General features: G+C 59.6%; 17 protein-coding genes and 1 pseudogene. 9 read left to right on the top strand and 9 right to left on the bottom strand.

Going from position 1 to position 23207, the window contains the following annotated elements; genetic code table 11:
- Positions 1-172: 172 nt before the first annotated feature.
- Together AC3IYG_RS10425 and AC3IYG_RS10420 are read right to left on the bottom strand one after the other, a co-directional pair.
- On the bottom strand, positions 173-763 hold the full coding sequence (locus AC3IYG_RS10425) for a GGDEF domain-containing protein (RefSeq protein ID WP_489332207.1): 591 nt from the start codon (positions 761-763) through the stop codon (positions 173-175).
- 231 nt (positions 764-994) lie between these two features.
- Positions 995-3832, bottom strand: a complete 2838-nt coding sequence (locus tag AC3IYG_RS10420; RefSeq protein ID WP_489313663.1) for an AMP-binding protein — start codon at positions 3830-3832, stop codon at positions 995-997.
- Positions 3833-3988: 156 nt separating this feature from the next.
- Here AC3IYG_RS10420 and AC3IYG_RS10415 point away from each other — a divergent pair, with 156 nt between their 5' ends.
- Positions 3989-5293 (top strand): MFS transporter, encoded by a 1305-nt coding sequence (locus tag AC3IYG_RS10415; RefSeq protein WP_489313662.1) that lies wholly within the window; start codon positions 3989-3991, stop codon positions 5291-5293.
- A gap of 91 nt (positions 5294-5384) precedes the next feature.
- Here the strand turns inward: AC3IYG_RS10415 and AC3IYG_RS10410 are convergent, their stop codons facing one another.
- From AC3IYG_RS10410 to AC3IYG_RS10395, 4 genes are all read right to left on the bottom strand, one after another.
- On the bottom strand, positions 5385-6227 hold the full coding sequence (locus AC3IYG_RS10410) for a nitrate- and nitrite sensing domain-containing protein (protein ID WP_489313661.1): 843 nt from the start codon (positions 6225-6227) through the stop codon (positions 5385-5387).
- 5 nt (positions 6228-6232) lie between these two features.
- On the bottom strand, positions 6233-6778 hold the full coding sequence (locus tag AC3IYG_RS10405; RefSeq protein ID WP_489313888.1) for a methyl-accepting chemotaxis protein: 546 nt from the start codon (positions 6776-6778) through the stop codon (positions 6233-6235).
- A 959-nt stretch (positions 6779-7737) separates the two neighbouring features.
- Positions 7738-8844, bottom strand: a complete 1107-nt coding sequence (locus AC3IYG_RS10400) for an NADH:flavin oxidoreductase (protein WP_489313660.1) — start codon at positions 8842-8844, stop codon at positions 7738-7740.
- Between the two features lie 99 nt (positions 8845-8943).
- Positions 8944-9744: an SDR family NAD(P)-dependent oxidoreductase gene (locus AC3IYG_RS10395; protein WP_489313659.1), complete on the bottom strand. Its 801-nt coding sequence runs from the start codon at positions 9742-9744 to the stop codon at positions 8944-8946.
- Positions 9745-9782: 38 nt separating this feature from the next.
- On the opposite strand from AC3IYG_RS10395, the gene AC3IYG_RS10390 reads away from it, so the two are divergent.
- From AC3IYG_RS10390 to AC3IYG_RS10355, 8 genes are all read left to right on the top strand, one after another.
- On the top strand, positions 9783-10172 hold the full coding sequence (locus AC3IYG_RS10390) for a TetR/AcrR family transcriptional regulator (protein WP_489313658.1): 390 nt from the start codon (positions 9783-9785) through the stop codon (positions 10170-10172).
- A gap of 61 nt (positions 10173-10233) precedes the next feature.
- Positions 10234-10698, top strand: a complete 465-nt coding sequence (locus AC3IYG_RS10385) for an amidase family protein (RefSeq protein ID WP_489313657.1) — start codon at positions 10234-10236, stop codon at positions 10696-10698.
- 73 nt (positions 10699-10771) lie between these two features.
- Positions 10772-11431: a winged helix-turn-helix transcriptional regulator gene (locus AC3IYG_RS10380; RefSeq protein ID WP_489313656.1), complete on the top strand. Its 660-nt coding sequence runs from the start codon at positions 10772-10774 to the stop codon at positions 11429-11431.
- A gap of 535 nt (positions 11432-11966) precedes the next feature.
- Positions 11967-13628, top strand: a complete 1662-nt coding sequence (locus AC3IYG_RS10375; protein ID WP_489313655.1) for a GMC oxidoreductase — start codon at positions 11967-11969, stop codon at positions 13626-13628.
- A complete protein-coding gene (locus AC3IYG_RS10370; RefSeq protein ID WP_489313654.1) occupies positions 13625-15301 on the top strand; it encodes a GMC oxidoreductase in 1677 nt (558 codons plus the stop codon). The genes AC3IYG_RS10375 and AC3IYG_RS10370 overlap by 4 nt, the downstream gene beginning before the upstream one ends.
- 298 nt (positions 15302-15599) lie before the next feature.
- Positions 15600-16862: an NADH:flavin oxidoreductase/NADH oxidase family protein gene (locus AC3IYG_RS10365; RefSeq protein ID WP_489313653.1), complete on the top strand. Its 1263-nt coding sequence runs from the start codon at positions 15600-15602 to the stop codon at positions 16860-16862.
- 142 nt (positions 16863-17004) lie between these two features.
- Positions 17005-17850, top strand: coding sequence for an alpha/beta fold hydrolase (locus AC3IYG_RS10360; RefSeq protein WP_489313652.1), 846 nt, complete (start codon positions 17005-17007; stop codon positions 17848-17850).
- A gap of 317 nt (positions 17851-18167) precedes the next feature.
- The gene (locus tag AC3IYG_RS10355) at positions 18168-18548 is read left to right on the top strand and encodes a helicase (RefSeq protein ID WP_489313651.1); all 381 of its coding nucleotides are present in this window, start codon (positions 18168-18170) and stop codon (positions 18546-18548) included.
- A 154-nt stretch (positions 18549-18702) separates the two neighbouring features.
- Here the strand turns inward: AC3IYG_RS10355 and AC3IYG_RS10350 are convergent.
- The 3 genes and pseudogenes from AC3IYG_RS10350 to AC3IYG_RS10340 form a co-directional block, all read right to left on the bottom strand.
- A pseudogene (locus tag AC3IYG_RS10350) lies at positions 18703-19066 on the bottom strand (IS5/IS1182 family transposase); the annotation flags it as partial.
- A 920-nt stretch (positions 19067-19986) separates the two neighbouring features.
- Positions 19987-21354, bottom strand: a complete 1368-nt coding sequence (locus tag AC3IYG_RS10345) for a DUF1329 domain-containing protein (RefSeq protein WP_489313650.1) — start codon at positions 21352-21354, stop codon at positions 19987-19989.
- A 29-nt stretch (positions 21355-21383) separates the two neighbouring features.
- Positions 21384-23138, bottom strand: coding sequence for a DUF1302 domain-containing protein (locus AC3IYG_RS10340; RefSeq protein ID WP_489313649.1), 1755 nt, complete (start codon positions 23136-23138; stop codon positions 21384-21386).
- Between the last annotated feature and the right edge of the window lie 69 nt (positions 23139-23207).

Here is a 23207-nt window from a genome sequence, read left to right as displayed (position 1 = left end):
CCATTGATGCATCGGCGTTGACCAGTTGAATCCACAGCCGATTCTGTTGAAAAAGTCGGACTTGGTTACCACGACGTAAAAGTTGGCGCCTGAGATTTAAATCTCAAAATTCGGCAGAGGTTTGTGGGGTCAGATTTCACGTAGCGGCGCACAGAAAAGGGGTTTTCATCAGTCACTCCTGGGTCCGTTCGGACAAAGCGACTTTTTCAACAGAATCAGCCAAGAGCAGCCACTTGAAGGCTTCTACGAGACCAGCGTGCTTGGGCGGCACACGTACTGCGTACCCATCACAATGAAGAGTTTGCTGACGACGCTGTTTACTGGCGTACATCGCGGCATCGGCACCAGCAAGCAGCTCACCCAGCGGCTTCAGTTCCTTTGGCGAACGACCAACAGCGCCGATGCTTAAGCCGGCAGGATAACGACAATGGTCACTACCATTGAACTCATCGACCAGTGCTTGCACGCGAGCAGAGAGGGCATCCGCCACCTCCCCCACGTCGACAGCCAGGACTACAAACTCATCACCGCCGATCCGCGCGACAACATCGCCATCTCTAAACGCAGCTTTGAGCACCTGCGCGGCGGCTACGATTGCCAAGTCGCCCGCCTCATGACGGTGGACATCATTGATCTTTTTCAGACCATCGAGATCAATAAAAAACAACAAGCAGGATTGATCACGGCGAGCGGAGCGCATTAGCTGATCAGCCAAAAGAAAGAAACTGCGGCGATTGTGTATGCCGGTCAGTTCATCCGTCAGCGACAGTCAGCGCACATCGTCTTCGACCTTTTGTCGCTGCGACATTTCGCCCATTAGCTTGCTGTGCGATGCCCTGCACGATCAGCATTGTGTCTCGTGGCTGAGCAGGGAAGCTGCCTATTCCAAGCGAAAACCATTCAGTCACCACAAACTCATACTGCACTGGGCTATTACCCAGCGTGCCCACTCTTGAACTGCTCTGGAAAGACGACGGCAGCGAAGTAATCGCCGCTAACCGGAGCGCTGGGCCCGTTCCGATTCATCCAGGTGCTCCAGCAGCACCGCTATCGTTGCATCCCGCAGCTTGATTGCCTCCATCCAGCCCGGCCCTTCCGCCAACAGCGGGGGGCAGACGTTGACATGGATTGCACCGTGGCGCGGGAACCACTGACCGTCGCGCAGCACCCTGCGCGTGCCGCGGATTGCGACCGGCAGCAGCGGCACGCCGACCCGCGCGGCGAGCACGAAGGCACCCATGCGGAAGGTGCGCAAGCCTGGCTCGCGGGTAAAGGTCCCCTCGGGGAAGAACACCAGGGGCTGGCCAGCCTGTAGCGCCTCGGCCAGGGGCTCGGTGTCTGCGGCGCTGCGCTGCAGGTCGAAGCGTTCGACGAAGCGGGCGCCGAGCTTGCGCAGGAACAGGCCGGCGATCCACTGGTCAGCCAGTTCGCGCTTGGCAACGAAGCTGAACCGCGGCGGCAGGGCCGCGCAGAGAATGACGCCGTCGAGGTAGCTGGAATGGTTTGCGGCCAGCACGCTCACCCCTGACTCAGGCAGGCGCTCCAGCCCCGTGACGCTGAACGGCACACCCGCCAAGCGCACGAACAGCCGTGCGGCCGCGCGGGTAAAGCTGCGGCACCAACTCTGGCGCGGCAGGATCGCGACGCCCAGCCAGGTCAGTGGTGTGACCAGCCAGAACAGCAGCCAGATGTAAGCGGCATACAGCGCGGCGCGGCAGGTCCGCCAGCTGCGGCCGAAATGCCCGCGTACGGCCTGCAGCACCAGGCGCAGCAGCTGGCGCCACACGGCGAGGTGTGACCGACCCACTTCGCCGCGCTCATACAGTTCGCGGCTGGCAGCACGGCGAATCTTGCCGCTGGAGGTCTTCAGTACGCTATGCGGTGGCGCCAGAACAATATCGTCGGGTGGCACACCGGTGAGGTCGACTACGATGCGGTTGACCTCCTGCTGCAGGCGTTGCCGCGCGGCAGCTTCCTTCTCGTAGCTTTCCGCCAACACCACCAGGCGCTCGGTGCCGGTGGCCGGATCAGGACTGCCGAACACCGCGATGCAGCCTTTGCGCAGGCCCGACAAATTGCCGACTGCGGCCTCGACATCATAGGGGTAGATGTTGCGTCCAGCACGGATGATCAGGTCCTTCGCGCGGCCGGTCAGGTAAACCTCACCGCCGGCCATGTAGGCGAAGTCGAGCGAGTCAAACCAGCCATCGCGCAGCACCCGGCGAGTCTCCTCGGGGTTACGGTAGTAGCCATCGGTAGTGGACGGCCCGCTGAACTGCAGGTGACCTTCGCTGCGCTCGGAGAGCTCGACCCCGTTGCCATCGACGATGCGAATCTGATGGCCCGGCAGCGGTCGCCCGCTGGAGACGAAGCGCAGCGTTGCACTGGCACCAGCCTCGGCGGGCAGTGCATTCCCGCAGGCCTGGAACGCCTCGCGTTGCACCCGGTCGATCAGCGGCCCTCGGCCTGAGGGCGGAAAGGCCACCCCCAACGTGGCCTCGGCCAACCCATAGACCGGCGCCAGCGCGGTGGGCGCCAAGCCGTAGCGAAGGAAGCGTTCGGCGAAGCGTTGCAAGGTATCCGGGCTGACCGGCTCGGCACCGTTGAAGGCCATGCGCCAACTGCTCAGGTCCAGGCCCTTGAGGTCGCTGTCAGCAAGTTTGCTCAGGCACAGCTCGTAGGCGAAGTTGGGCGCCGCCGACAACGTGCCACGGAAGCGGTCGATGGTCCATAGCCAACGTGCCGGCCGCGCAAGGAAAGCCAGCGGCGACATCAGCACCAGGCTGTAGCCGTAATACAGGCTGCCCAGCCAGGCACCGATAAGGCCCATGTCATGGTACATGGGCAGCCAGCTGACGAACACGTCCTGCGGCCCCACTTTCAGAGCCCCACCCATGGCGCGCAGATTGGCCAGCAGATTGGCGTGGCTGACCATCACGCCCTTGGGCTGGCCAGTACTGCCCGAGGTGTACTGCAGGAAGGCGATGTCATGCGGTTGCCGCGCAGGTGTGACGCACTCGCCCCCCTCGGCTGTCAGCTCGGCCACGCTGGCGATGCGAGTCAGGCTCGGGACCTGTGGCCGGAGCAACCGGGCGAGCAGCTTCGCTTGCGTCACGGTAATCAGCACTTTGGCCTCGGCGTTGCGCAGGATCCCGGCCTGGCGGCGCAGATGATCCTCTATCTGCGACAGGCGCAGCGGTGGGTAGATGGGCACCGGTACACCACCGGCCAACAGGATGCCGAAAAAGCCATGGAGAAAGTCACGCCCTGTGGGCAGCATCAGGGCCACGGTCTGACCGGCCTGCAAGCCACTGCGTTGCAGCCCTGCGGCAACGGCCAGGGCGCCCTGGTGCAAGGCGCCATAGCTGATGTCTTCCGGCTGGTCACTTTCACCCAGCAGGCGCACGTGAGGATGCTGCGGCTGATGGCGCACATGCCATTCCAGCACCTCGATCAAGGTCCGCGCAGCGTCCGGCGTCTGCCCCATTGCTGTCGGGGCCTCGCCGGGTTCGTTGAAGGGCAACGGGCGTACCGCCTCGGCGCCATGTCTGCTGTGCAACACGCGCAGTACATCGGCGGGGGTGTCCGCCGAGGCGAACAGGGTTTCCGGTAAGCGCACACCGAATTCGTGCTCGATGCGTGACCAGAGCTCGACACGGGCCAGGCTGTCTACGCCCAGGTCCCGGTCCAGCACGCTGTGCAAGGTGACTTGCAAACCTTCTGCCGCCTGCGGGCGCAACTCGACCACGGTGCGCTGGACAATTTCGAGCAATTTTTCCGCGTCCCCATCGGAACGGGGAACGGCGCGGGTTTCTGGAGGCGGACGAGACATCGGCGGCCCCTCATGACACTCTGGGTGTAGATCTTTGCCAATTGCCATTATGCGCCTATGGCGGCGACTGGGAATGCCATCATGGACTGAAGCGCTCGCAGGATGAGTGAGCCGGGGCTAGGCTCTTAAGGGCGCAGCGCCTGCAGAGAGATCGCCATGTCAGCCAGCCTTGCCCCCGGAGTGACACGCCGAGAGATCTGGGCCTGGGCGATGTTCGATTTCGCCAACTCCGGCTACACGACGGTGGTGATCACCGCCGTGTTCAATGCCTACTTCGTCGCGGTGGTCGCCAAAGGCGAAGCCTGGGGTACGCTGGCCTGGACCAGCGCCACCGCCCTCTCCTATGTCCTGATCATCCTGACCGCGCCGCTGATCGGCGCCTACGCCGACGCCTTCGCCGGCAAGAAGCGCCTGCTGCTGTTCAGCACGGTCGGTAGCGTCGCCTTCACCTCTGGACTCGCGCTGGCCGGGCCGGGGGAGCTCGGTGTCGCGATCCTTTTCATCGTGCTATCCAACTTCTGCTTCGGCAGCGGCGAGAACCTGATCGCCGCCTTCCTGCCCCAACTCGCCCGTGCAGATGCCTTGGGCAAGGTGTCCGGTTGGGGCTGGGGGTTCGGCTATATCGGCGGCCTGGTCAGCCTGGGCGCCTGCCTGGCCTTCGTCAGTTGGGCCCAGGCGCAGGGCCAGACTGCGGCGCAGTTCGTGCCGGTGTGCATGCTGATCACCGCGACCTTGTTCGCCGTAGCCAGCGTACCGACCTTCCTGTTCCTGCGCGAACGTAGCCAGCCGCAGCCAGGGCGCGGCGACACGCCTATCGCGCAAGCGGCGCTAGCGCGCTTCGCGCAGACGCTGCGCGAAGCCGACCGCTATCGTGACCTGCTGCGCTTCCTTGCCTGCACCGTCTGCTACCAGGCTGGTATCTCGGCGGTGATCGCCCTGGCTGCCATCTATGCCAATCAGGTGATGGGCTTCAATACCCAGGACACGCTGCTGCTGATCTTCGTGGTGAATATCACGGCCTCCATCGGTGCCGTGCTGTTCGGTTGGCTGCAGGATCGCCTCGGCCATCGCGCCACGCTGGCGCTGACCCTGCTCGGCTGGCTCAGCATGGTCGGTCTGGTCTGGGTCGCGCGCGACCCCGGGCTGTTCTGGCTGGCGGCCAATCTCGCCGGTCTGTGCATGGGTGCCAGCCAATCGGCCGGCCGCGCGATAGTCGGTCTGCTGGCGCCGCCGACGCGCCTGGCGGAGTTCTTCGGCCTCTGGGGGCTGGCAGTCAAACTGTCGGCAATCCTCGGCCCCATGACTTACGGCCTGACCAGTTGGCTGTCCGGCGGCGATCACCGCCTGGCGATGCTGATCACCGGCGGCTATTTCGTTCTCGGCCTGCTGATCCTGGCTGGCGTCGACCTCGAGCGCGGGCGGCAGGCCGCTGTCAGCCGTACCGAGAGTCTCGGAAAGTGAGAGGGACTATCCATGTCGAGTCAGTTTTCGCCTGTCGCGACTGCCTCAATTCGGCTGTGGATTCAACTGGTCAACGCAACACACTAGCCCCCTAGCGCGGCGGTTGCAGTTGCTGCAACGCCGTATCCACTAGGGCTAGCAGTTCGTCGATAGTGTGGGTGGCGCGCTGGAAGTAAGCCTTAGCGGCGATGTTCGGCTGCTCCTTACCGAGCAGCTCCTGCTCAATGCAGTGCAGGAAGTCCTCGATCACCCGTTCGCGATAGGCCAGGCGGAACAGGTCGCTCTGCGGCTGCAGGATGGCGAAGGCGGTGCCGGCCAACAGCTGGATTTTCTGGTAGAGGAAACGCAGCCGCACACGCTGCTCTGCACTGCTCTTGCCTGCCGCGGCGATGCCGGTGCCCAGGGCGCGCGCCTGGCCCGCCCACTCCGCTGCCTGCACCACTTCGCGCCAAATGCAGGGCAGATAGCCGAGGCTGGCGCGGCCTTCGCTCAGGTCGACTTCGCTGGCCACGTCCTCCATCAGGAAGATGCTGTTGCGTATGATCAGGTGATGCTGTGCCAGGTTGTTCGCCGGGTCGCCAGTGCGCCCTTGGCGCAGGCTCGACCAGTGGTCGATCAGGCTGTTCCAGGCGTCGCGATGGGTGCCGCCGAGTTCCTGAGCGTCGCAGATATGCTGGTCCAGCTTCTGCCGCATGCTGGCCAGATCATGACTCATGCTGGCGTCGCCACAGAGCACGCCGTTACTCAGGCCGCGATGACGCTGAAACTCGGCGATCAGCGCGCGCAACAAGGCCAACTGGCGAATGTTCGACTGAATGTGCTCCCGCTTCTGCCGCTGCAGCCGACGATGTAGGCCGTAGAAGCCGAGGACCAGTGCGGCCAGGACGGTGCCTCCGGCAGGCAGGTACAGTGCGGGTCCATGTAATTCAATCATGTTGATTACCCTGTTAGGTGAGCCAGGTGATGGGCGATGGCGCGAGTCTGGTCGGCGGCTCGCAGGTTGTCGGCATTGCCCTGGCGGACCCGGTCGGCCAGTTCAGCGATCTCCGCTACCGCCTTACCCTGTTGTTCGGTGCTGACGGCCACCTGGTCGACCTGCTCGGTCAATCGCCGGGTGCGCTGCTGGACCTCGTCGAGCAGGCCGCGCACCGCATCGGAGCTGTGGGCGCTACGCTGCGCCAGTTTGCTCAAGCTGACCACCTGCACCGTTGCCTCCTTGATGTGCTGCTGCACCGACTCGATGTTGCGGCCGATCTCCGCCGCCGACGCCTGGCTGTGCTGCGCCAGGCGACGCACCTCGTCAGCCACCACGGCGAAGCCGCGGCCGCTCTCCCCCGCGCGAGCGGCCTCGATGGCGGCATTCAGCGCGAGCAAGTTGGTCTGGTCGGCGATGCTGCGGATGGTGCTGGACATCTCGTTGATGGTGTGTGAGTTGGTGTTCAGCTGCCGGATCAGCTCATTGGTGGTCTGGGCCTGATCGGTCATTTCCGCGACCTGCTGCACCAGTTCGGTGAGCCGGCCGATGCCGTCGGTCAATTGCTCGCTGGCCACCAGACTAGTCTGCCGGGACTCATCGGCCAGCGCTGCTACCTGGACGATGCTCACATTCAGTTGCTCGACGGCGGCGGCAGCCATGCTGGCCGAGTCGCTTTGGCTTTCCGCGTTGCGGGTCACCTGCACAGCGCTCTGCTCGAGCTCCTGCGAGGAGTGGGAGATTTCATCCAGGCGCTGTTGCAGCAGCTGTCGCTGGCGTTGCTCGCGTTGCAGCCACTGTTGCAGGCTCCGGCCGATCGGCTGGAGCAAATGCAAGTCGATTGCGTTGGGCGCTTCCTGGTCGGCCTGCCGGGCGGAGTAGTCGCAATAGCGCTGCAATTGGCCGACTTCCTGCCACAACAACCACAGGCTGGAAATCGCCAGGTAGGCCAGCAACGCCCAGGCCACTGCCGCAGCCTGGGTCTGAAACAACAGCGTGATGGCGCCGCCCGCCATGGTGATTCCGAACAGTACGCGCAACATGCCGACAACGCCCAGTTCACATAGTAATAACCACGTGGGGTAGGTAAGCCATTTCATGAGTCCATTTCTCCAGAGCAGTAGGCAAAAAAAAGCGCCTGAAACCCTGCGGAAAAAGCCGCATTGGGTTCAGGCGCCGTTGCCTAGCAAGAGTGAGTCCTGCTGTTTACTGGGGCGATGCAGAAAAGGTGCCATGGGAGCGTCGGCCTTGCTCTCGCCGGATCAGGCAAGGCGCTGGGCCGATCTCGCTCGCCTGAATAACCCAGGCGCGATCAAGGCCCCCAGTTCGCCAGGGCCGCTGGCGGCGCATGCTCACCACAATGGTGCTCTAACTGGTCGATCCGCACGAACTTCGCTCACGTGCTTGAGGCGGCGGGTCTGAGCCTGGCACGGCTGCGCGCCGTAGAGGGCATAAAGCCGCTTCCTTGCCGTCATTCCAATATCGCTAAATCCGCTGCGTCGAAGCCCCGCAGTTCCTGCACCTTGCCCGAGTCGATTTTCCGTACCCAGTGAGCGTCCGAGATCAAAGCACGCCCCACGGCAATCAGATCGAACTCTTCTCGCTCCATCCGCGCGTGCAGGTTGTCCAACGCCGCCGCGCCTGAGCCCTGACCACCGAAGGCACCCATAAAGTCCGAATCCAGCCCAACCGAGCCGACGCTGATCGTTGCGGCACCTGTCAACTTTTTCGCCCAGCCGGCGAAATTCAGTCCTTCGGCCCCGTCGTTTTCGGGAAACTCAGGCTCCCAGAAACGACGCTGCGAACAGTGGAGGATGTCCACCCCCGCCTCGACCAGCGGTACCAGCCAGTCCGTCATTTCCTGCGGGGAGGTAGCCAGGCGCACCTTGTAGTTTTGCTGTTTCCATTGGCTCACACGCAAGATCAGCGGGAAATCCGGCCCTATGGAGGCGCGAACTGCGCGGACAACCTCGGCAGCGAAACGTGCCCGCGCGCGAATCGTCGCCCCACCGAAAGCATCCGTGCGCAAATTGGTTCCCGACCAGAAGAACTGGTCGATCAGGTAGCCATGTGCCCCGTGCAGCTCCACCGTGTCGAACCCGAGTCGTTTTGCGTCGGCTGCCGCGCGGGCAAAAGCGGCTACGGTATCAGCGATATCCTCCTCGCTCATCGCGACGCCACGCGGAACCCCCGGCCCAACCCATCCTGAAGGGCTTTCTATCGGGGCGTCCGGCTCCCAGCTGCCCGCACGAGTCGAGCCGGTGTGCCAGATCTGCGGACCGATGCGGCCCCCAACGGCATGCACCGCATTGGCCACTTCGGCCCAACCGGCCAGTGCCGCCTCGCCGTGGAAAAACGGAATCCCGGGCATATTGCGCGAGGCTGGCCGGTCGATCACCGTGCCCTCCGTCAGAATCAAGCCCACGCCGCCTTCGGCGCGACGGCGGTAATAGTCCGCATGCACGATGCTGGGAATACCGCCCTCGGCCATCCCTCTCGTCATCGGAGACATGACGATACGATTGGGGATGGTCAGGCCTTTAAGCGTGAAGGGGCGAAACAGAGGATCTGCGGACATGAGGTTTCCTTGATTGGCATGATGGTGTTGCACATAGCTGACGGGCCAACGTGGGGGCGGCGTCGGCTAGCCGCTAGTTAGCGAGCGGCTGCTCTGTCGTCAGCGGGCACCTCCGAGCGCCGCCTGATAGCGCTCTGCCGGGTGTTCTTGCCTGATGCCCGAAAGCATGGCCTTCCGTGCAGCCTCATAGGCTTCCCAATGTGCTGCGTCGTGGAGTGGCGGAATGGTCACCGGCTCACGGCGGTCGAAGCCGACCAGCGCAGCATCCACCAACTCGCCCACCTCCATCATCGCGGGAAGCGCGTTGATGTCAGCGCCCGCGCGCTCCCAGATCTCCGTGCGCGTCGCCGCGGGAAGCACCGCCTGGATGTAAACACCCCTGGGCGTGAGTTCGAGGCTCAGTCCTTGGGAGAGGAACAACACAAACGCCTTGGTCGCGCCATAAACCGTCATGCCGAACTCCGGGGCAAACCCGACCACCGAGCCGATATTGATGATCGCCCCCTCGCCGGCCTCCGCAAGCCGCGGGGCTACAGCACTGGCGAGCCGGACAAGCGCGGTCGTATTGAGTGCGACGACCCGCTCGACATCGTCGGTTGCTTGGTCGATGAAGTTGCCAGCCCGGCTTGCCCCGGCATTGTTGACGAGAATCCCGATGCGGGCGTCCTCACGCAGGCGTGCCTCGACGACGGCAAGTTCGCTGGGTTGGGTCAGGTCGGCCTGGAGGACGTCGACCTCGACGCCATTGTCCTGGCGCAGGCGAGCCGCCAGAGCCTCCATACGCGCCCGGTCACGAGCAACCAGCACCAGGTCGTGGCCGCGACGAGCAAAGCGTTCGGCATAGGTGGCACCGATACCAGAGGAAGCACCAGTGATGAGGACAGCGGGAATGGTGTTCATAATCTTGCTCTCTCGTGATGGGATGGGGCTCTAGAGCCATGACTATCATCATGACAACCAAAAAATATGATAGTCATCATACTGTGTCAACGATTTCAAAGAAGAGTTCTGATGAGGGCCCGTCGAGAGCAGATGCCGGAAACCGTCACAAGATCCTGGACGCCGCCAGTCGTTTGTTCCGCGCGAAAAGGTTTGGCACAGTCAGTGTGGCCGGAGTGATAAACACCGCAGGGTTCATCCAAGGTGCCTTCTACGGCCACTTCAGCTCCAAGGATGAGCTTATCGCCGAGACGCTGGCTCATGTCCTTTATGTGGATCTGGCTAGTGAGCGCGGCGCTGGAGGTGCACCCAGCGACAGCGCACCCACCTTGGTGATCGTCGTTGAGCCTATCCGGCGCGCCTACATTTATTTTCCTCACGCCACTTGAGATATACGATATGTATAGTACAGTGACTGCCAACGAATAAAAAGCGAGCAGAGAGCGTTACATGCAAACGCCTTTGAGATCAGCGTTACAAGGGGCGGAAACGGCACCCTCCTACCTGGCCTCCGCAGCGCGACCTTCGGTGCCGGGAGAAGGCCAAATTTGCAGCGTTGAGCCAACTCGCTCTCTGCGTGTGCTTTCACTGGGCTATCGGTCATGGCTGGGGGCTGACACCGCCCGACTACCGATGCGCGCTGACAGGGAGAAGCCCTCCCAGGGCTTTGATGCTCTGCTGATGCCATCAACTCCCGCTGCTGCGCCGCGACAGCAGCAAAAGGTATTCGAACCATTCGGCTACAGCATCGAGGTTGAGGGAGAGCGGCACTCATATTGGAGCCCCGGCATTGCCAGCATTGCTGGATCGCCTGCCACTACGACCCCACCCGGTACCAAACGCGCGAGTTTGCCCGTGGGTATGCAAGTTGCGGTGCCTCGCACCAGTGACCTGGCCACTATCGAATTTGCGTAACCAATTTCCATTTAGTCGGCGGCTATCGCTTCTCGCCACGTTTCGGTTGAGGGGAAATTTTGTACAATGGGTTATGCCAAACAAAACTTACGGTCAACTTTGCCCAGTAGCCCGGTCGCTAGACGTACTGGGAGATCGGTGGACGCTCCTTCTCATTCGCGAGTTCCTCTTGGGCCCGAAGCGGTTCAAGGAGCTGCTCGCAATCCTGCCGGCCATGGGAACGAATCGGTTGTCCGAACGTCTGGCCATGCTGGTGGAGAACGGCGTCATTCGACAGGCCATGCTGGGGACGTCTCTAGCCACTCCAGCTTACGAGCTGACGGAGCTGGGCGAACAACTCCGCAAGCCGGTCATCTCGCTGGGGTTCTGGGGACTCTCTCTACCGGTCGACGAAAGAATCGATCCGTCCAGTGCGCGCGCGGAGCTTATTGCACTCTGTCTAACGGGCTCGAACGATGCGGCGGCAAGCGCCGGGTTGCGGGAATCGTACGAGTTCCAAGTCGGCACAGAAGTCTTCCATATCCAGGTAGACAACGGGACCCTGCTTGCTCGATCCGGCCCGAGCGCAGAGCCCGCCGACGTCAAGATGCAGTGCGACATAGATACCTTTATTGCTTTAGTGCTACGCGAGATCAGTCCATCACGCGCACTGCGCGAGCGCCGCGCAACGCTGTTGCAAGGGGATCGACCAGCGTTTACGCGGGTATTCAACGTCCTCGAATACAAGCCCTAAGAGCCCTCCCCTGCTTCAGCCTCTCCTGGTGCCCTGAGCATTGGAAGGGCGCAACTATGCGCGAACGGGGCGTGGTCAAGCATTTGCGCCCAGCCCTTGGCAGCGTTCCGTACGACAGAGTGGCTCTCAACCAGGCACCTCGACAGGTATCTGGCCTCACCGTCACGCCTGCGCCCCGGAAAAGTCCCATTCCCTACAGTGCGATTTCGGTCGGCGCGACATGTCAGCTCTCAGTTGTGGCGCCATCTCTAGCACGGGCCACCTTACTTGCCGCCCCCCAGCGGTGGCCAATCATCCTCGATGCAGCACGCATAGTCACTTGGCGTCACCTACTTGAGCCCGTTGTTGCTCGATGGAGAACCTGCGCTCAGCAAAACGCATACGCATACGCATACGCATGTGGCTTTTTGCCAGGCAAAAAGCCACGCAGTACCCGCCCCGCAAACAGAGACTGAAGCCCCCCAACAATAATAAGGAGACGCCACATGGCCCGTTTTTTCACACATGTACGCAGCACCAGCCTGAGCACTGCCCAATGACCCCCCCCTACGATTTCGACTACGTCATCATCGGCTCAGGTTTCGGCGGCAGCGTGTCTGCCTACCGCCTGACAGAAAAAGGCTATTCCGTTGGCGTGATGGAAATGGGCCGACGCTGGACGGCTGAGGATTTCCCCAAGTCCAATTGGGACACTCGCCGCTGGATGTGGCGACCTAGCCTGAAAATGTTCGGTTTCTACAACATGCGCCTTTTTCGCCACGCAATGATCGTAAGCGGCAATGCGGTCGGCGGAGGATCCATCACCTACGCCAATGCCCTGCTAACACCGTCCGATAGCGTATGGGATGAAGGCTCTTGGGCAGGCTTGGCGGACTGGAAACGAATCATGCCCCAGCACTACGCCATGGCGGAGAAGATGCTGGGTGTGACAGAAAGCAAGATAATGGGCGAAGCCGATCTGCGCCTTAAGCAAATGGCGGATCTGCAGGGCGTAGGCGACACCTTCCATGCGCCCCGTGTAGGAACCTTCTTCGCACCCGCAGGCGAAGCAGGCGGCAAGACCTATCCAGACCCCTACTTCGGTGGTGAGGGGCCGGAGCGAGGAACCTGTACGGGGTGCGGCGGCTGCATGATGGGTTGCAAGCACAACGCCAAGAACACACTCGACAAGAACTACCTTTACCTTGCGGAAAAACGTGGCGCCCAGGTCTTTGCCGAAACCAAGGTGGTGGATGTACGGCCACTCAACGGTAAAGAGGATGGGAGCGATGGTTACGAAGTCTTCACCGAGTGCTCAACCTCCTGGTTCGACAAACAGCGCCGCAGTTTCCGCTGCCGCGGCGTGATCTTCGCCGCGTCGTCGTTGGGCACGATGGAGTTGTTGTTCCGGCTCAAGCAGAACGGATCGTTGCCACACATCAGTGACGACCTTGGCAAACGCGTGCGCACCAATGCAGAGTCCCTTATTGGCATACGCTTTCCTGCAACAGACAAGAGTATGTCACCAGGCCTGGCGGGGGGCGGCAGCATCTATCTCGATGAACGCACGCACATTGGGGTCGTCCGCTACCCAGAGGGCTCGGACGCGATAGGCCTAATGATGACCTTACTGTGCGGTGGGCGTGCCGGGTGGACGCGGATTTTTACCTGGCTGTGGACACTGCTGAAGCATCCACTGCAAGCACTGCACGTACATAACCCTATCGGCTTTGCGCGTCAGACCATGTTATTGCTGGTGATGCAGACGGCGGACGCTTCACTCAGCATGCGGCTCAAGCGCCGCTGGTATTGGCCGTTCGCAAAACAACTTGGCAGCGAGGGCGGCCCCATTCCCACCTTCATCCCTGAGGCGAACGCATTTGCCGAAAAGGGCGCCAAGGCACTGGGTGGCATAGCCACGACCTTTTTGACCGAGATCCTCTTCAACATTCCCACCACGGCGCACTGCATGGGCGGCTGCGCGATGGCAGACTCGCCCGCGCGCGGGGTGATGGACGTGCAAAGCCGCGTGTTCGGCTATCAGAACCTACTGGTCTGCGACGGCTCGATGCTCAGCGCCAACTTGGGCGTGAATCCGAGCCTGACCATTACCGCGCTGACCGAGCACGCCATGTCGTACATCCCGAAGAAAGATGCGCAGGGCAAGTTGAAATTGAAAGAGCTAGATGGCGCGATCGGTCAGGAGCTGAGGCGATGAAGGCCAACGACTGGAAACACAACAACGCTGACCGGCTCACTGAGGAGCCCGCGATGAATCTACCCTACGATTTCGACTATATCGTCGTCGGCTCCGGCTTTGGAGGCAGTGTGTCTGCGTGCCGACTGACCGAAAAGGGTTACTCCGTCGCCGTGATGGAGTTGGGCCGACGCTGGACGGCCGAGGATTTTCCCGCGTCCAACTGGGATGCGCGGCGCTGGGTGTGGCGACCTGGCTTGAAAATGTTCGGTTTCTACAACATCCGTTTGTTCCGCCATGTGCTTGTCATGTGCGGCAACGCGGTCGGTGGAGGCTCCATCACCTACGGCAATGTTCTACTGCCGGCGCCCGACAAGGTGTGGGACGAGGGCCCCTGGGCCGGCCTGAAGGACTGGAAGCAGATCATGCCGCAGCATTACGCCACAGCGGAAAAAATGCTAGGCGTAACCGAGAACAAGATTCTCGGTGAAGCCGACTTGCGGCTCAAGAGAATGGCAGATTTACAAGGCGTGGGCGATACGTTCTACCGCGCCCGTGTAGCAACCTTCTTTGCCCCCGACGGCGAGGCCAGCGGCCAGACCCATCCTGATCCTTATTTCGGCGGCGAAGGTCCGGAGCGCGGAACTTGCGTCGGGTGCGGTGGCTGTTTGGTCGGCTGCAAACACAATGCTAAGAACACGCTCGACAAGAACTATCTCTATTTCGCAGAAAAACGGGGCGCCCAGGTCTTTGCTGAGACCAAGGTGGTGGACGTTCGGCCGCTTAACGGTAAAAACGACGGTAGTGATGGCTACGAGGTCTTCACCGAGCGCTCGACCTCCTACTTCGATAAGCGACGGCGCAGCTTCCGCTGCCGCGGTGTGGTCTTTTCCGCGTCGTCGTTGGGCACGACGGAATTGTTGTTCCGGCTGAAGAAGAACGGGTCGTTGCCGCGCCTCAGTGACGATCTCGGCAACCGCGTATACACCAATGCCGAATCCCTTCTCGGCGTTCGCTTTCCCGCAACAGACAAGAGTATGTCGCCCGGCCTGACGGTAGGTTCAGGAGTCTATGTTGACGAGCACACGCACATCCAGGCAGGGCGTTTCCCGGAAGGCTCTGACGCGATAGGCCTGATGATGACCTTGCTGTGCGGCGGACGCCCCGGGTGGACTCGGATTTTTACCTGGCTATGGGCGCTACTGAAAAATCCGCTGAATGCGGTACGCGTGCACAACCCTATCGGTTTTGCGCGTCAGACCATCTTATTGCTGGTGATGCAGACGATGGATGCCTCACTCAACATGCGCTTCAAGCGCCGCTGGTATTGGCCGTTCGCAATGCAGCTGTGCTCGGAGGCCGGCCCGATTGCCATTCCTACCATCATCCCGGAGGGGATTGCTTTTGTGGAGAAGGGGGCTAAGGCACTAGGTGGAACTCCCATCAGCCTTCAGAGCGATATCTTGTTCAACATGCCTGGCACCGGACACTGCATGGGAGGTTGCGCGATGGCGGACTCGCCGGAGCGCGGTGTGATGGATGCGCAAAACCGTGTCTACGGTTATAAAAACCTGCTGGTCTGCGACAGCTCGATGCTCAGCGCCAACCTGGGCGTGAACCCTAGCCTGACCATTACCGCGCTGACCGAGCACGCGATGTCGTACATTCCTGCGAAGACGACGCCGCCCGTTTGAGAATAGAAACGGTGGCGAATCGACATAGCCAGTACATTTCTGATCCGACGCACTATGCCTGGAAGTCCAATTACGCTGGCATGAACGTCTCGCAACCGGAACGGACAAGACTCCACTGAATCACACGAATCCGTCGATCCAGATCGGCATGCCACGCCCCTGCGTCCTCTCCCACTGCCAGCTGCTGTCGCCATCGCACTATATATTTTGTATAGCATTTAAAGCACATTGAATATATAGTGCCTTGCGACCCTGCCGCGCAGATGAACATTCGCCCCGAAATTTCCGAGAATCCATCATGCCTAATTCCTTCTCGCCTGAAAAAACCCTGCTGACCCAGTCTTTGCAACTCCCAAACGGCAGTGTGCTGCGCAATCGTCTTGCCAAGGCAGCCATGAGCGAAGCGTTGGGTACCTACCACAATCGCCCGACACTGAAGCTGGTCGAGCTGTACCGACGCTGGGCCGCAGCGGGCCTCGGCTTGATCATCACGGGCAACGTGATGATCGACCGACGCGCCCTGGGCGAACCGGGTAACGTGGTGATCGAGGATGAAGCGGACTTGCCTGTTTTGCAGCAATGGGCGCGTGCGGCCACTTCCCAGGGCGCAGCCATCTGGGCTCAGCTGAACCATCCCGGCAAGCAGGCAACCAAAGGTCTGAATGTCAGCAATCTTGCCCCATCGGCTGTTCCATTTCGCGAGGACATGGCGGCGCTCTTCGAAACTCCGCGCGAAGCCACTACTGCCGAGATCAAGGACATTATCCAGCGCTTCGGCCGCAGCGCCGCCATCTGCAAGAAAGCCGGTTTCAGCGGCGTGCAGATCCACGGTGCGCATGGATATTTGATCAACCAATTCCTGTCGCCGCACCACAACAAGCGCACTGACGAATGGGGTGGCAGCCCGGAAAAGCGTCGTCGTTTCGTGCTAGCCGTTTACGCCGAAATCCGGCGGCAGGTCGGTCACGACTTCCCCGTCGGTATCAAGCTCAATTCGTCGGACTTCCAGCGTGGCGGCTTCACCGAAGACGAGTCCACGACAACGATCCATGCGCTCGCCAAAGCAGGCGTCGATCTGATCGAGATCTCAGGGGGTACTTACGAAGCCCCGGCCATGAGTGGCACGCTCCAGGAACCGAAAAAAGCATCCACCGTTGCGCGTGAGGCTTATTTCCTCGAGTTTGCGGAAAAGATACGCGGCTCGGTGAAGGTGCCCTTGATGGTCACTGGTGGTTTCCGCAGTGCCGCTGGCATGGACACCGCGCTGCGTTCCGGGGCGCTCGATGTCATTGGCCTAGCGCGCCTATTGGCCCTTGACCCGGACGCCCCGGCATCCTTGCTGCAAGGGCGGGACAGCTCGCAGCGCGTGCGCCCGATCACCACAGGCATCAAGCAGATTGACCGTATGGGCGTCATGGAAATCTTCTGGTACACGCTGCAGCTCAAGCGAATCGCTAATGGCGGAGATCCGCGCCCTAACGAAAGCGGGCTGTGGGCTTTTTTGAAATCGGTGTTGAAGAGTGGCTGGGGCACATTCCGTACGCGGCGCCTAAGGGCATAAGCCTAGCTCTCGTAAAAAGTCACTCGTTTTGACTCTAATGAAAATGATTGCCACTGCGTAGCCAGCCCGGTTTTAGTCTTAATAGCTATATATTTCAGACATCATATAAGTGGTATTTGAACAGCTACTTGGAGAACCCAGCATGACCGATACTCATCTCACCGCTCCAACCCGCTTCGTGGAAGTCGATGGCGATAAATTCGCTTATCGCCGCTGGGGCAACAGTACAACTGACCAGCCGCCATTGTTCTTCCTTCAACATTTCCGCGGCGGAATGGATCATTGGGATCCGCTCATGACCGATGGCCTGGCCGCAGGGCGTGAGGTCATTCTCTACAATGGTCGCGGGATTGCGTCTTCTTCCGGTAAACCACGCAACCGAATTGAACATATGGCCGACGACGCCGCTGCGGTTATTCGAGCACTGGGTCTGTCCAAAGTCGATGTATTGGGTTTTTCGCTCGGTGGTTTTCAGGCCCAAGACCTCACGCGACGCCATCCCGACCTTGTGCGTAAGCTCATGTTACTCGGCACTGGACCGCGCGGCGGGAATTCGGACTCAGATCCTGGCGTGCTAGAAGCGGCGCCGCGCCCGGTTCCGACTCTGGAAGACTTCTTGTTCCTATTCTTCGGTCGATCTGAAGCTGCAATAAAAGCCGGACACGACTTCTGGGAGCGCCGTCACCAGCGCGTGGACCAAGATCCACCAAGCTCCCCCGAAGTGATACAGGCCCAGATCGAGGCAAACATGTACTACTTGCCAAAGCCGGATCCCAAAGACCCTTTCGCTCATTTGCGCGAAATAAAGCAACCGACGTTTATCCTTAACGGCATGAATGACGTCATGGTCCCTACAATCAATTCTTGGTACATGGCCCAGAACATCCCGAACGCCCAGCTGTTTTTATATCCGGATGCCGGCCACGGCGCTCAATTCCAGTGCCCTGAGCGCTTCTTAAAGCACGCCATTCAGTTCCTTGACGAGTAATAAGCTGCGGAGAACGACGCCCCGACAAGTTATCGAGCGCGGCCTGGCTGTAGAAAAGAAACTGCTCGTCTGGGCGAGCCAGCCGACAGGCTATATTGGCGAGCCCATTACTTGAGCAAGTATGAAGCCAGCATAAGTACGCGAATGATCAGCAATCTAAGCTATGCCTATCAAATTCGCGACCGAAAAATAGCACACCCTAGAAAGGCTGCGCGCAACTTTTTAGGTCATGAAGAACTCTTACGTCGCAGAGATATGCGAAGCTGAGACTATAAACTATACACTCTTGTACATAATGAATAACAAGGTAGCTGGCCATGCTAAAATTTAAGTTATTGCTGTGGATCCTCACAAAGCTATTGCAAAGGGCAATAAAGAACAACTCTGCCTGTGCCAAGTATGTAAAAGACAAGAATCTGGTATTTCAAATTCAGACACGAAGCGGAGTTGGCCGCTCTTTCACCATCAAAAATGGCAGGATAACCTCCTCCTCCGAATTAACTAAAATACCAAAATTCACCATGACTTTTAGAGATGCTTCTGAGGGTTTCGCTATTCTGTCCGCAAAAGACAGTAAAGAGGCCTTTCTGACAGGCTTGCAAAAAGAGGATCTGGCCATCAGTGGTGATTTTGTTGAGGTGATGTGGTTTCAAGGGTTAACGGAATACTTACAGCCCAGCAAAAAACATCAACGCTAGCCCCCACTACTTAAGGATGGCCTGAAGCAGCCCCATATTTCCTGACCATTTTGCATCTGCGATTTCGAGAACGAGAACAGGTCAAAATACGATCAAAACCGGCGCTTATTTCATGCTACTCGGCTGCTGCGAGCACCTCCCAGCAGCCATTCCCCTACAAACACACCGCTCCTACGGTAGCCAATAAATGTTGGCGAGCCATCCACGCCGTATTCTTGGTCACGCCACGGAAGCGCACCTTGGTGTATCCGAACTGGCGCTTGATCACCCGGGACGGTAACTCGGCCTTCGCTCACACCTGCGTCTTGGTCGTCTCGATCTTGCGGATCGCTTTGTACAGTGCACTTCGCTTGCCATGCTTTTTAAAGGTGCTCCTACGCGCCGCGACCTAGCAGATGACCTCGCGGCCTACATTCTCGGCGCACGTCTCGACCCACAATAGCCGGCATCGGCACACACCGCGCTTTCTTCCCATACAGCAATTTGTCGACCTGAGTGATGTCGGCATCCCGGCCTGCTCTTCGTGCCAGCGCCGCAAAAATGCGCTGACACAGCCGTAGCTGCAGCGCAGTCTGCTCTTGGATTTCCTCGAACATGAAGCGCGTTGTGTACCGGTCACACTTCGACAGTGACTGTCTGCCCGGAGCCAGTCCGCAAGCTGCGCGGTGTAGTCCTCGATGGCACTGGAAGGCGGTGCGCTTCGGATACTTTGGATCGGTAGCGTCAGCCTGTCGCAACCACGTGCGTACCGTATTCCGGGGCGGGCCCGTTCATCGCGCAATCTCGTGCAACGAAACCTTCTCGTGGAAATACGTCCGCCTGATCTTGGCCAAGATGCCCGACGTATTCCCGCCGTATCCCCTGCTTAAAGATTGGGAAAGGCATTCAATCACGCGGGACAGAATTCGCTGAAAATCACCGGTTCAGACGGGTCAATTCTGCAAGTGCACTAACACGCCTTCATCAATGCCTGGACGGCCGATGAATTGCTGTATTTAGTGGTTATTGGGGACTTGTTCTCGCACCGTGGCTGGTCGATGAACAGTAACATGACAACACAACTTATGATCAATGCACTTATGATGACGATCTGGCGCAAGGGTAACCTGGTTTCTCTATCACATCACTCCGAGCGGTGCAGCCAGTACGTGAGCCAGGATTCTTAGCGACTGCTGGCTGACCGAGATCGGCACAAGCAGCATGAACCGGAAAGGAAATTGCTGAGACTTAGCAATGGATATAGATCAACGCTGAAGATCAAGCAGATGAATCGACGCCAGTACGCTAGGCGAGATGGAGTACACGCCGATGTATTCGCCCTCGGGAATTTTCCCGAGGGCTTTTCGATTCCCCCATAGCAGATCGCTCTCAAGCTGCTTTCAACAAACTCACTAAACGGCTCGGCCTTAAGGTCAGTTTAAACGTTACGCAGATGTACTTATCGGACGCCTGCTTGGCGCAACGCTGTTGGAGTGAAATTGCTCTGTGTTGCCGTGAAGTCGAAATTCAAGGAGTGATCAGCCTCGTTTTTCATTCCAAGGGCCAGATAGCGCCCCGAGATCAGATCATACTGGGTTTCAACATTGTACCATGGTACCTGCTTGTCATAGTAGTACTGGGCATGCGCCTCGGCTACGCGCCATAGACTGCCACGGCTGTCGTAGTGATCAGCTTCGGCTATCGCCCAACTATCCTCGTCTATATAAAACTCGCGCTTGGCATAGATATGCCGCTCACCTGCTTTCAGAGTGGCTGTCACATGCCATACACGGTGCAGCTCGTAACGAGTAAAATCCTGATTGATATGCCCGACCTTGAGGATCTCATCGTACTTTAGTTTAGGAGAGTCAAGGCGGTAGCTGTTGTAAGGGATGTAGATTTCCTTCTTCCCATTCAACGTCCACTCGTAACGGTCTGGCGCGCCGTTGTATATATCTACGTTGTCCGCCGTACGCAGACCATCGCTGGCTGGCGCTGGGCCATCGTATGACACTTGCGGCGCTCGCCGCACGCGCCTCTGGCCAGCGTTGTACAGCCACGCCATACGTGGCTCTTTCACTTGGTTGAGTGTCTCATGCACCAGCAGTACGTCGCCACTCAGGCGCGCTGGTGCGACCACTCGCTGCTTGAAGTAAAGCAGCACGTTGTTAGGCTCGCTGGCGTCAAAATCCGTGAGCGCATAATGAAAAGTTGTTTCGTCCTGAAAGTAGACTAGGTTGTATGCCCCGTTCGCTTGCGGCATAGCCTGTGTAATCGAGCGAGCAACGCTTCCCCCTCGGTAATGGGTAATGTGGTTCCAGATCGTTTCTAAGCCACTCTTGGGAATCGGGAAGGGAATGGACTTCTCAAAGCGCTCCAAACCGTTACCGCCCTCAACCAACGTTGTGCTCACTGCGTTTTTCTTCGCCGCACCATAGATAGAGTCCGGGAACGCGACTGATCGATGAGTGGGAAATACTGGAATTTTGTAGCTGCTCGGGTAGCGCTTGAGCAGCGCAATCTGCCCTGGGGTCAGCTTGTCCTTGTACTGATCGAGGTTCTGCGCAGTGATGGTGAACAGCGGCTGCTCGTCGGCGAACGGATCGGCCAGGAATCCTTTGGCATCGACGGCACCGGCGTTCTGCGGTAAGCCGCCAGTCCACGCGGGAATGGAACCATCTGCATTGCCGGCCTTCTCAGCCCCGACCGGGGTCAGTGTGGAACCCAGCTTGGCAGCTTCATCAGCCGATACGGCGGCCATCACGCTGGAGGCCAGCAGAGACAGCGCCATGGCACCGGATTGCAGCAAGAGTTTTATTGTTTTCATGGGTGATCGTTCCTCAATGTTCCAAACGCTTAAAAAATCACGCCAACGCTGAGTGCCACGAAGTCGCGGTCAACGCTGGTGTTGTACTCGCCACCGAAAAAGTCGGTGTAGGAAAGGCTGGCGGTGTAGGTGTTCAAGTACTCGGCATCCAGCCCCAGGCTGATGGCCTTGTTGCCCTCGGTGAATGTCGGGCCGTAGCCATCCACGTCATGCGACCAGGAGAGGTTCGGCTTCAGGTTCACCCCGGCAAACACGCCGTTGTAGTCGAGAATGGCCCGACCGCTGTACCCCCAGGACGTCGTGGTAAAGAAGCCCTTGTCGTTGCACTCATCAGGATTGTCAGCGTTCAAGGCCACGCAGAAGCCACCGGGGACCTCGCCACTACCGAACACCGCATCGCGACCAAAGCGCAGCTCGTTTTGATTGATGTCACCGATGTGGCTGTAACCGACCTCGCCCACCAAGGTCAGGCGATCGGCGCCCATGACTTGATCGATGAACTGGGTGACGGTGACCTGGGCTTGGGTAAATGGTTTGCGGACATAGCCTCGGATCTCGTCGCCAGCGGCGGTGGTGGCATGCCCACTGGTAAACACGGGATTACCCAGGAAGCCCAAAGGAGCCACCGCCCCCAAGACCAGGTCGGTCGAGTTCAACTGCAGTGGCATATTGGGCCGATGGCTGATCTCGCCAGAAATGGCTGTTGAGCCCGCGGTGGTGGAGAAACTGAGGCCGTACAGCCGAATATCCTCGGGATATTCGGCAAAGTACTTGGCAGAGGCCTCGCCGGTTACCGGGTCGGCGGCGAAGGGGGCGCTCCCAACCACGGTGCTGACGATCGGCGTACGGCTGTGGTAATTCAGGGCATACAGGCCGAACTCGGTATTGTTCAGCTGCTCGGCGAACCAGCGCAGCGCGACACCATACTGCCCACCATCCCGCGCATCGCGATCACCGATGCGCCCTACATAGCGATAGCCGGCAGCCGGATCTGGATTGAAGTCGGAGCCGGCAAACGCCAGGCGCTGGTCACAACCATCGGCAGCCACATCGGTTCCCGTGAAGAAGGTGCCGCAGTTGTCCAGTACGGTCTGATCCCACTCCAACTGGTAGAAGGCTTCGGCGGACAGCGAGTCGGTCAACCCCTGGGACAGGTAGAACATATTGACCGGGATCAGGCCTTCCTTGATCTCGGCACCGGGGCGGCGGAAAGCTGCAACGTCAATCGGGTTGATTGCGTTGATACCGTTCAGCAGAAAGGTGCTCTCGCCCCAGCTCACCACTTGCTTACCGAGGCGCCCCGAGCCTGGCTGATCGGCGACGGTGTAGTTGTGGTAGATAAAAGCATCGAGGATCTGCGCGCCGGAAGCCTGGGCCGCCTCCTTGCGGTTGTGATCGTCGATGTCATAGAGCAGACGGTGCTCGTCCTTCAACTCGAAGTCGTACCAATACTTGCCACGAACGAACACACCGGTGTCGCCATACTTCAGCTCAAGGTCGTGAATGCCCTTGAAGATCTTCGAGAAGGTTTCGCCCTTCTTGAAGTTCAGACGCCCGTCATCGTTGGTCTGCGAAGAGGCTTGACCGCCATTGCGGGCACCGACCAAGTCGGGATCGGCACCGCGTGCCGACCAACTGGCCCCCACGGATAGCGAGGAGTCGAACTTGCCTTCGACCTCGCCGAGATTGAAAGTCACGCCAAATGCCGGGCCGGAAAGCGTGGATGCTAAGCAGATGGCCTGCGGCAGTTTCGTTAAGTGCCAGCAGGGTCTTTTTCTTGTCATTAAGGCCACTCCTTTTGTTTTTGTAATGTGCTTGGGCGATAGCGACTGGGTACGCCTGCTTACCCGCTC

The organism is Pseudomonas sp. KH_027, assembly GCF_057838565.1.
The sequence above is the reverse complement of the archived record's forward strand: the minus strand, read 5'-3'. Positions and strand labels throughout refer to the sequence as shown.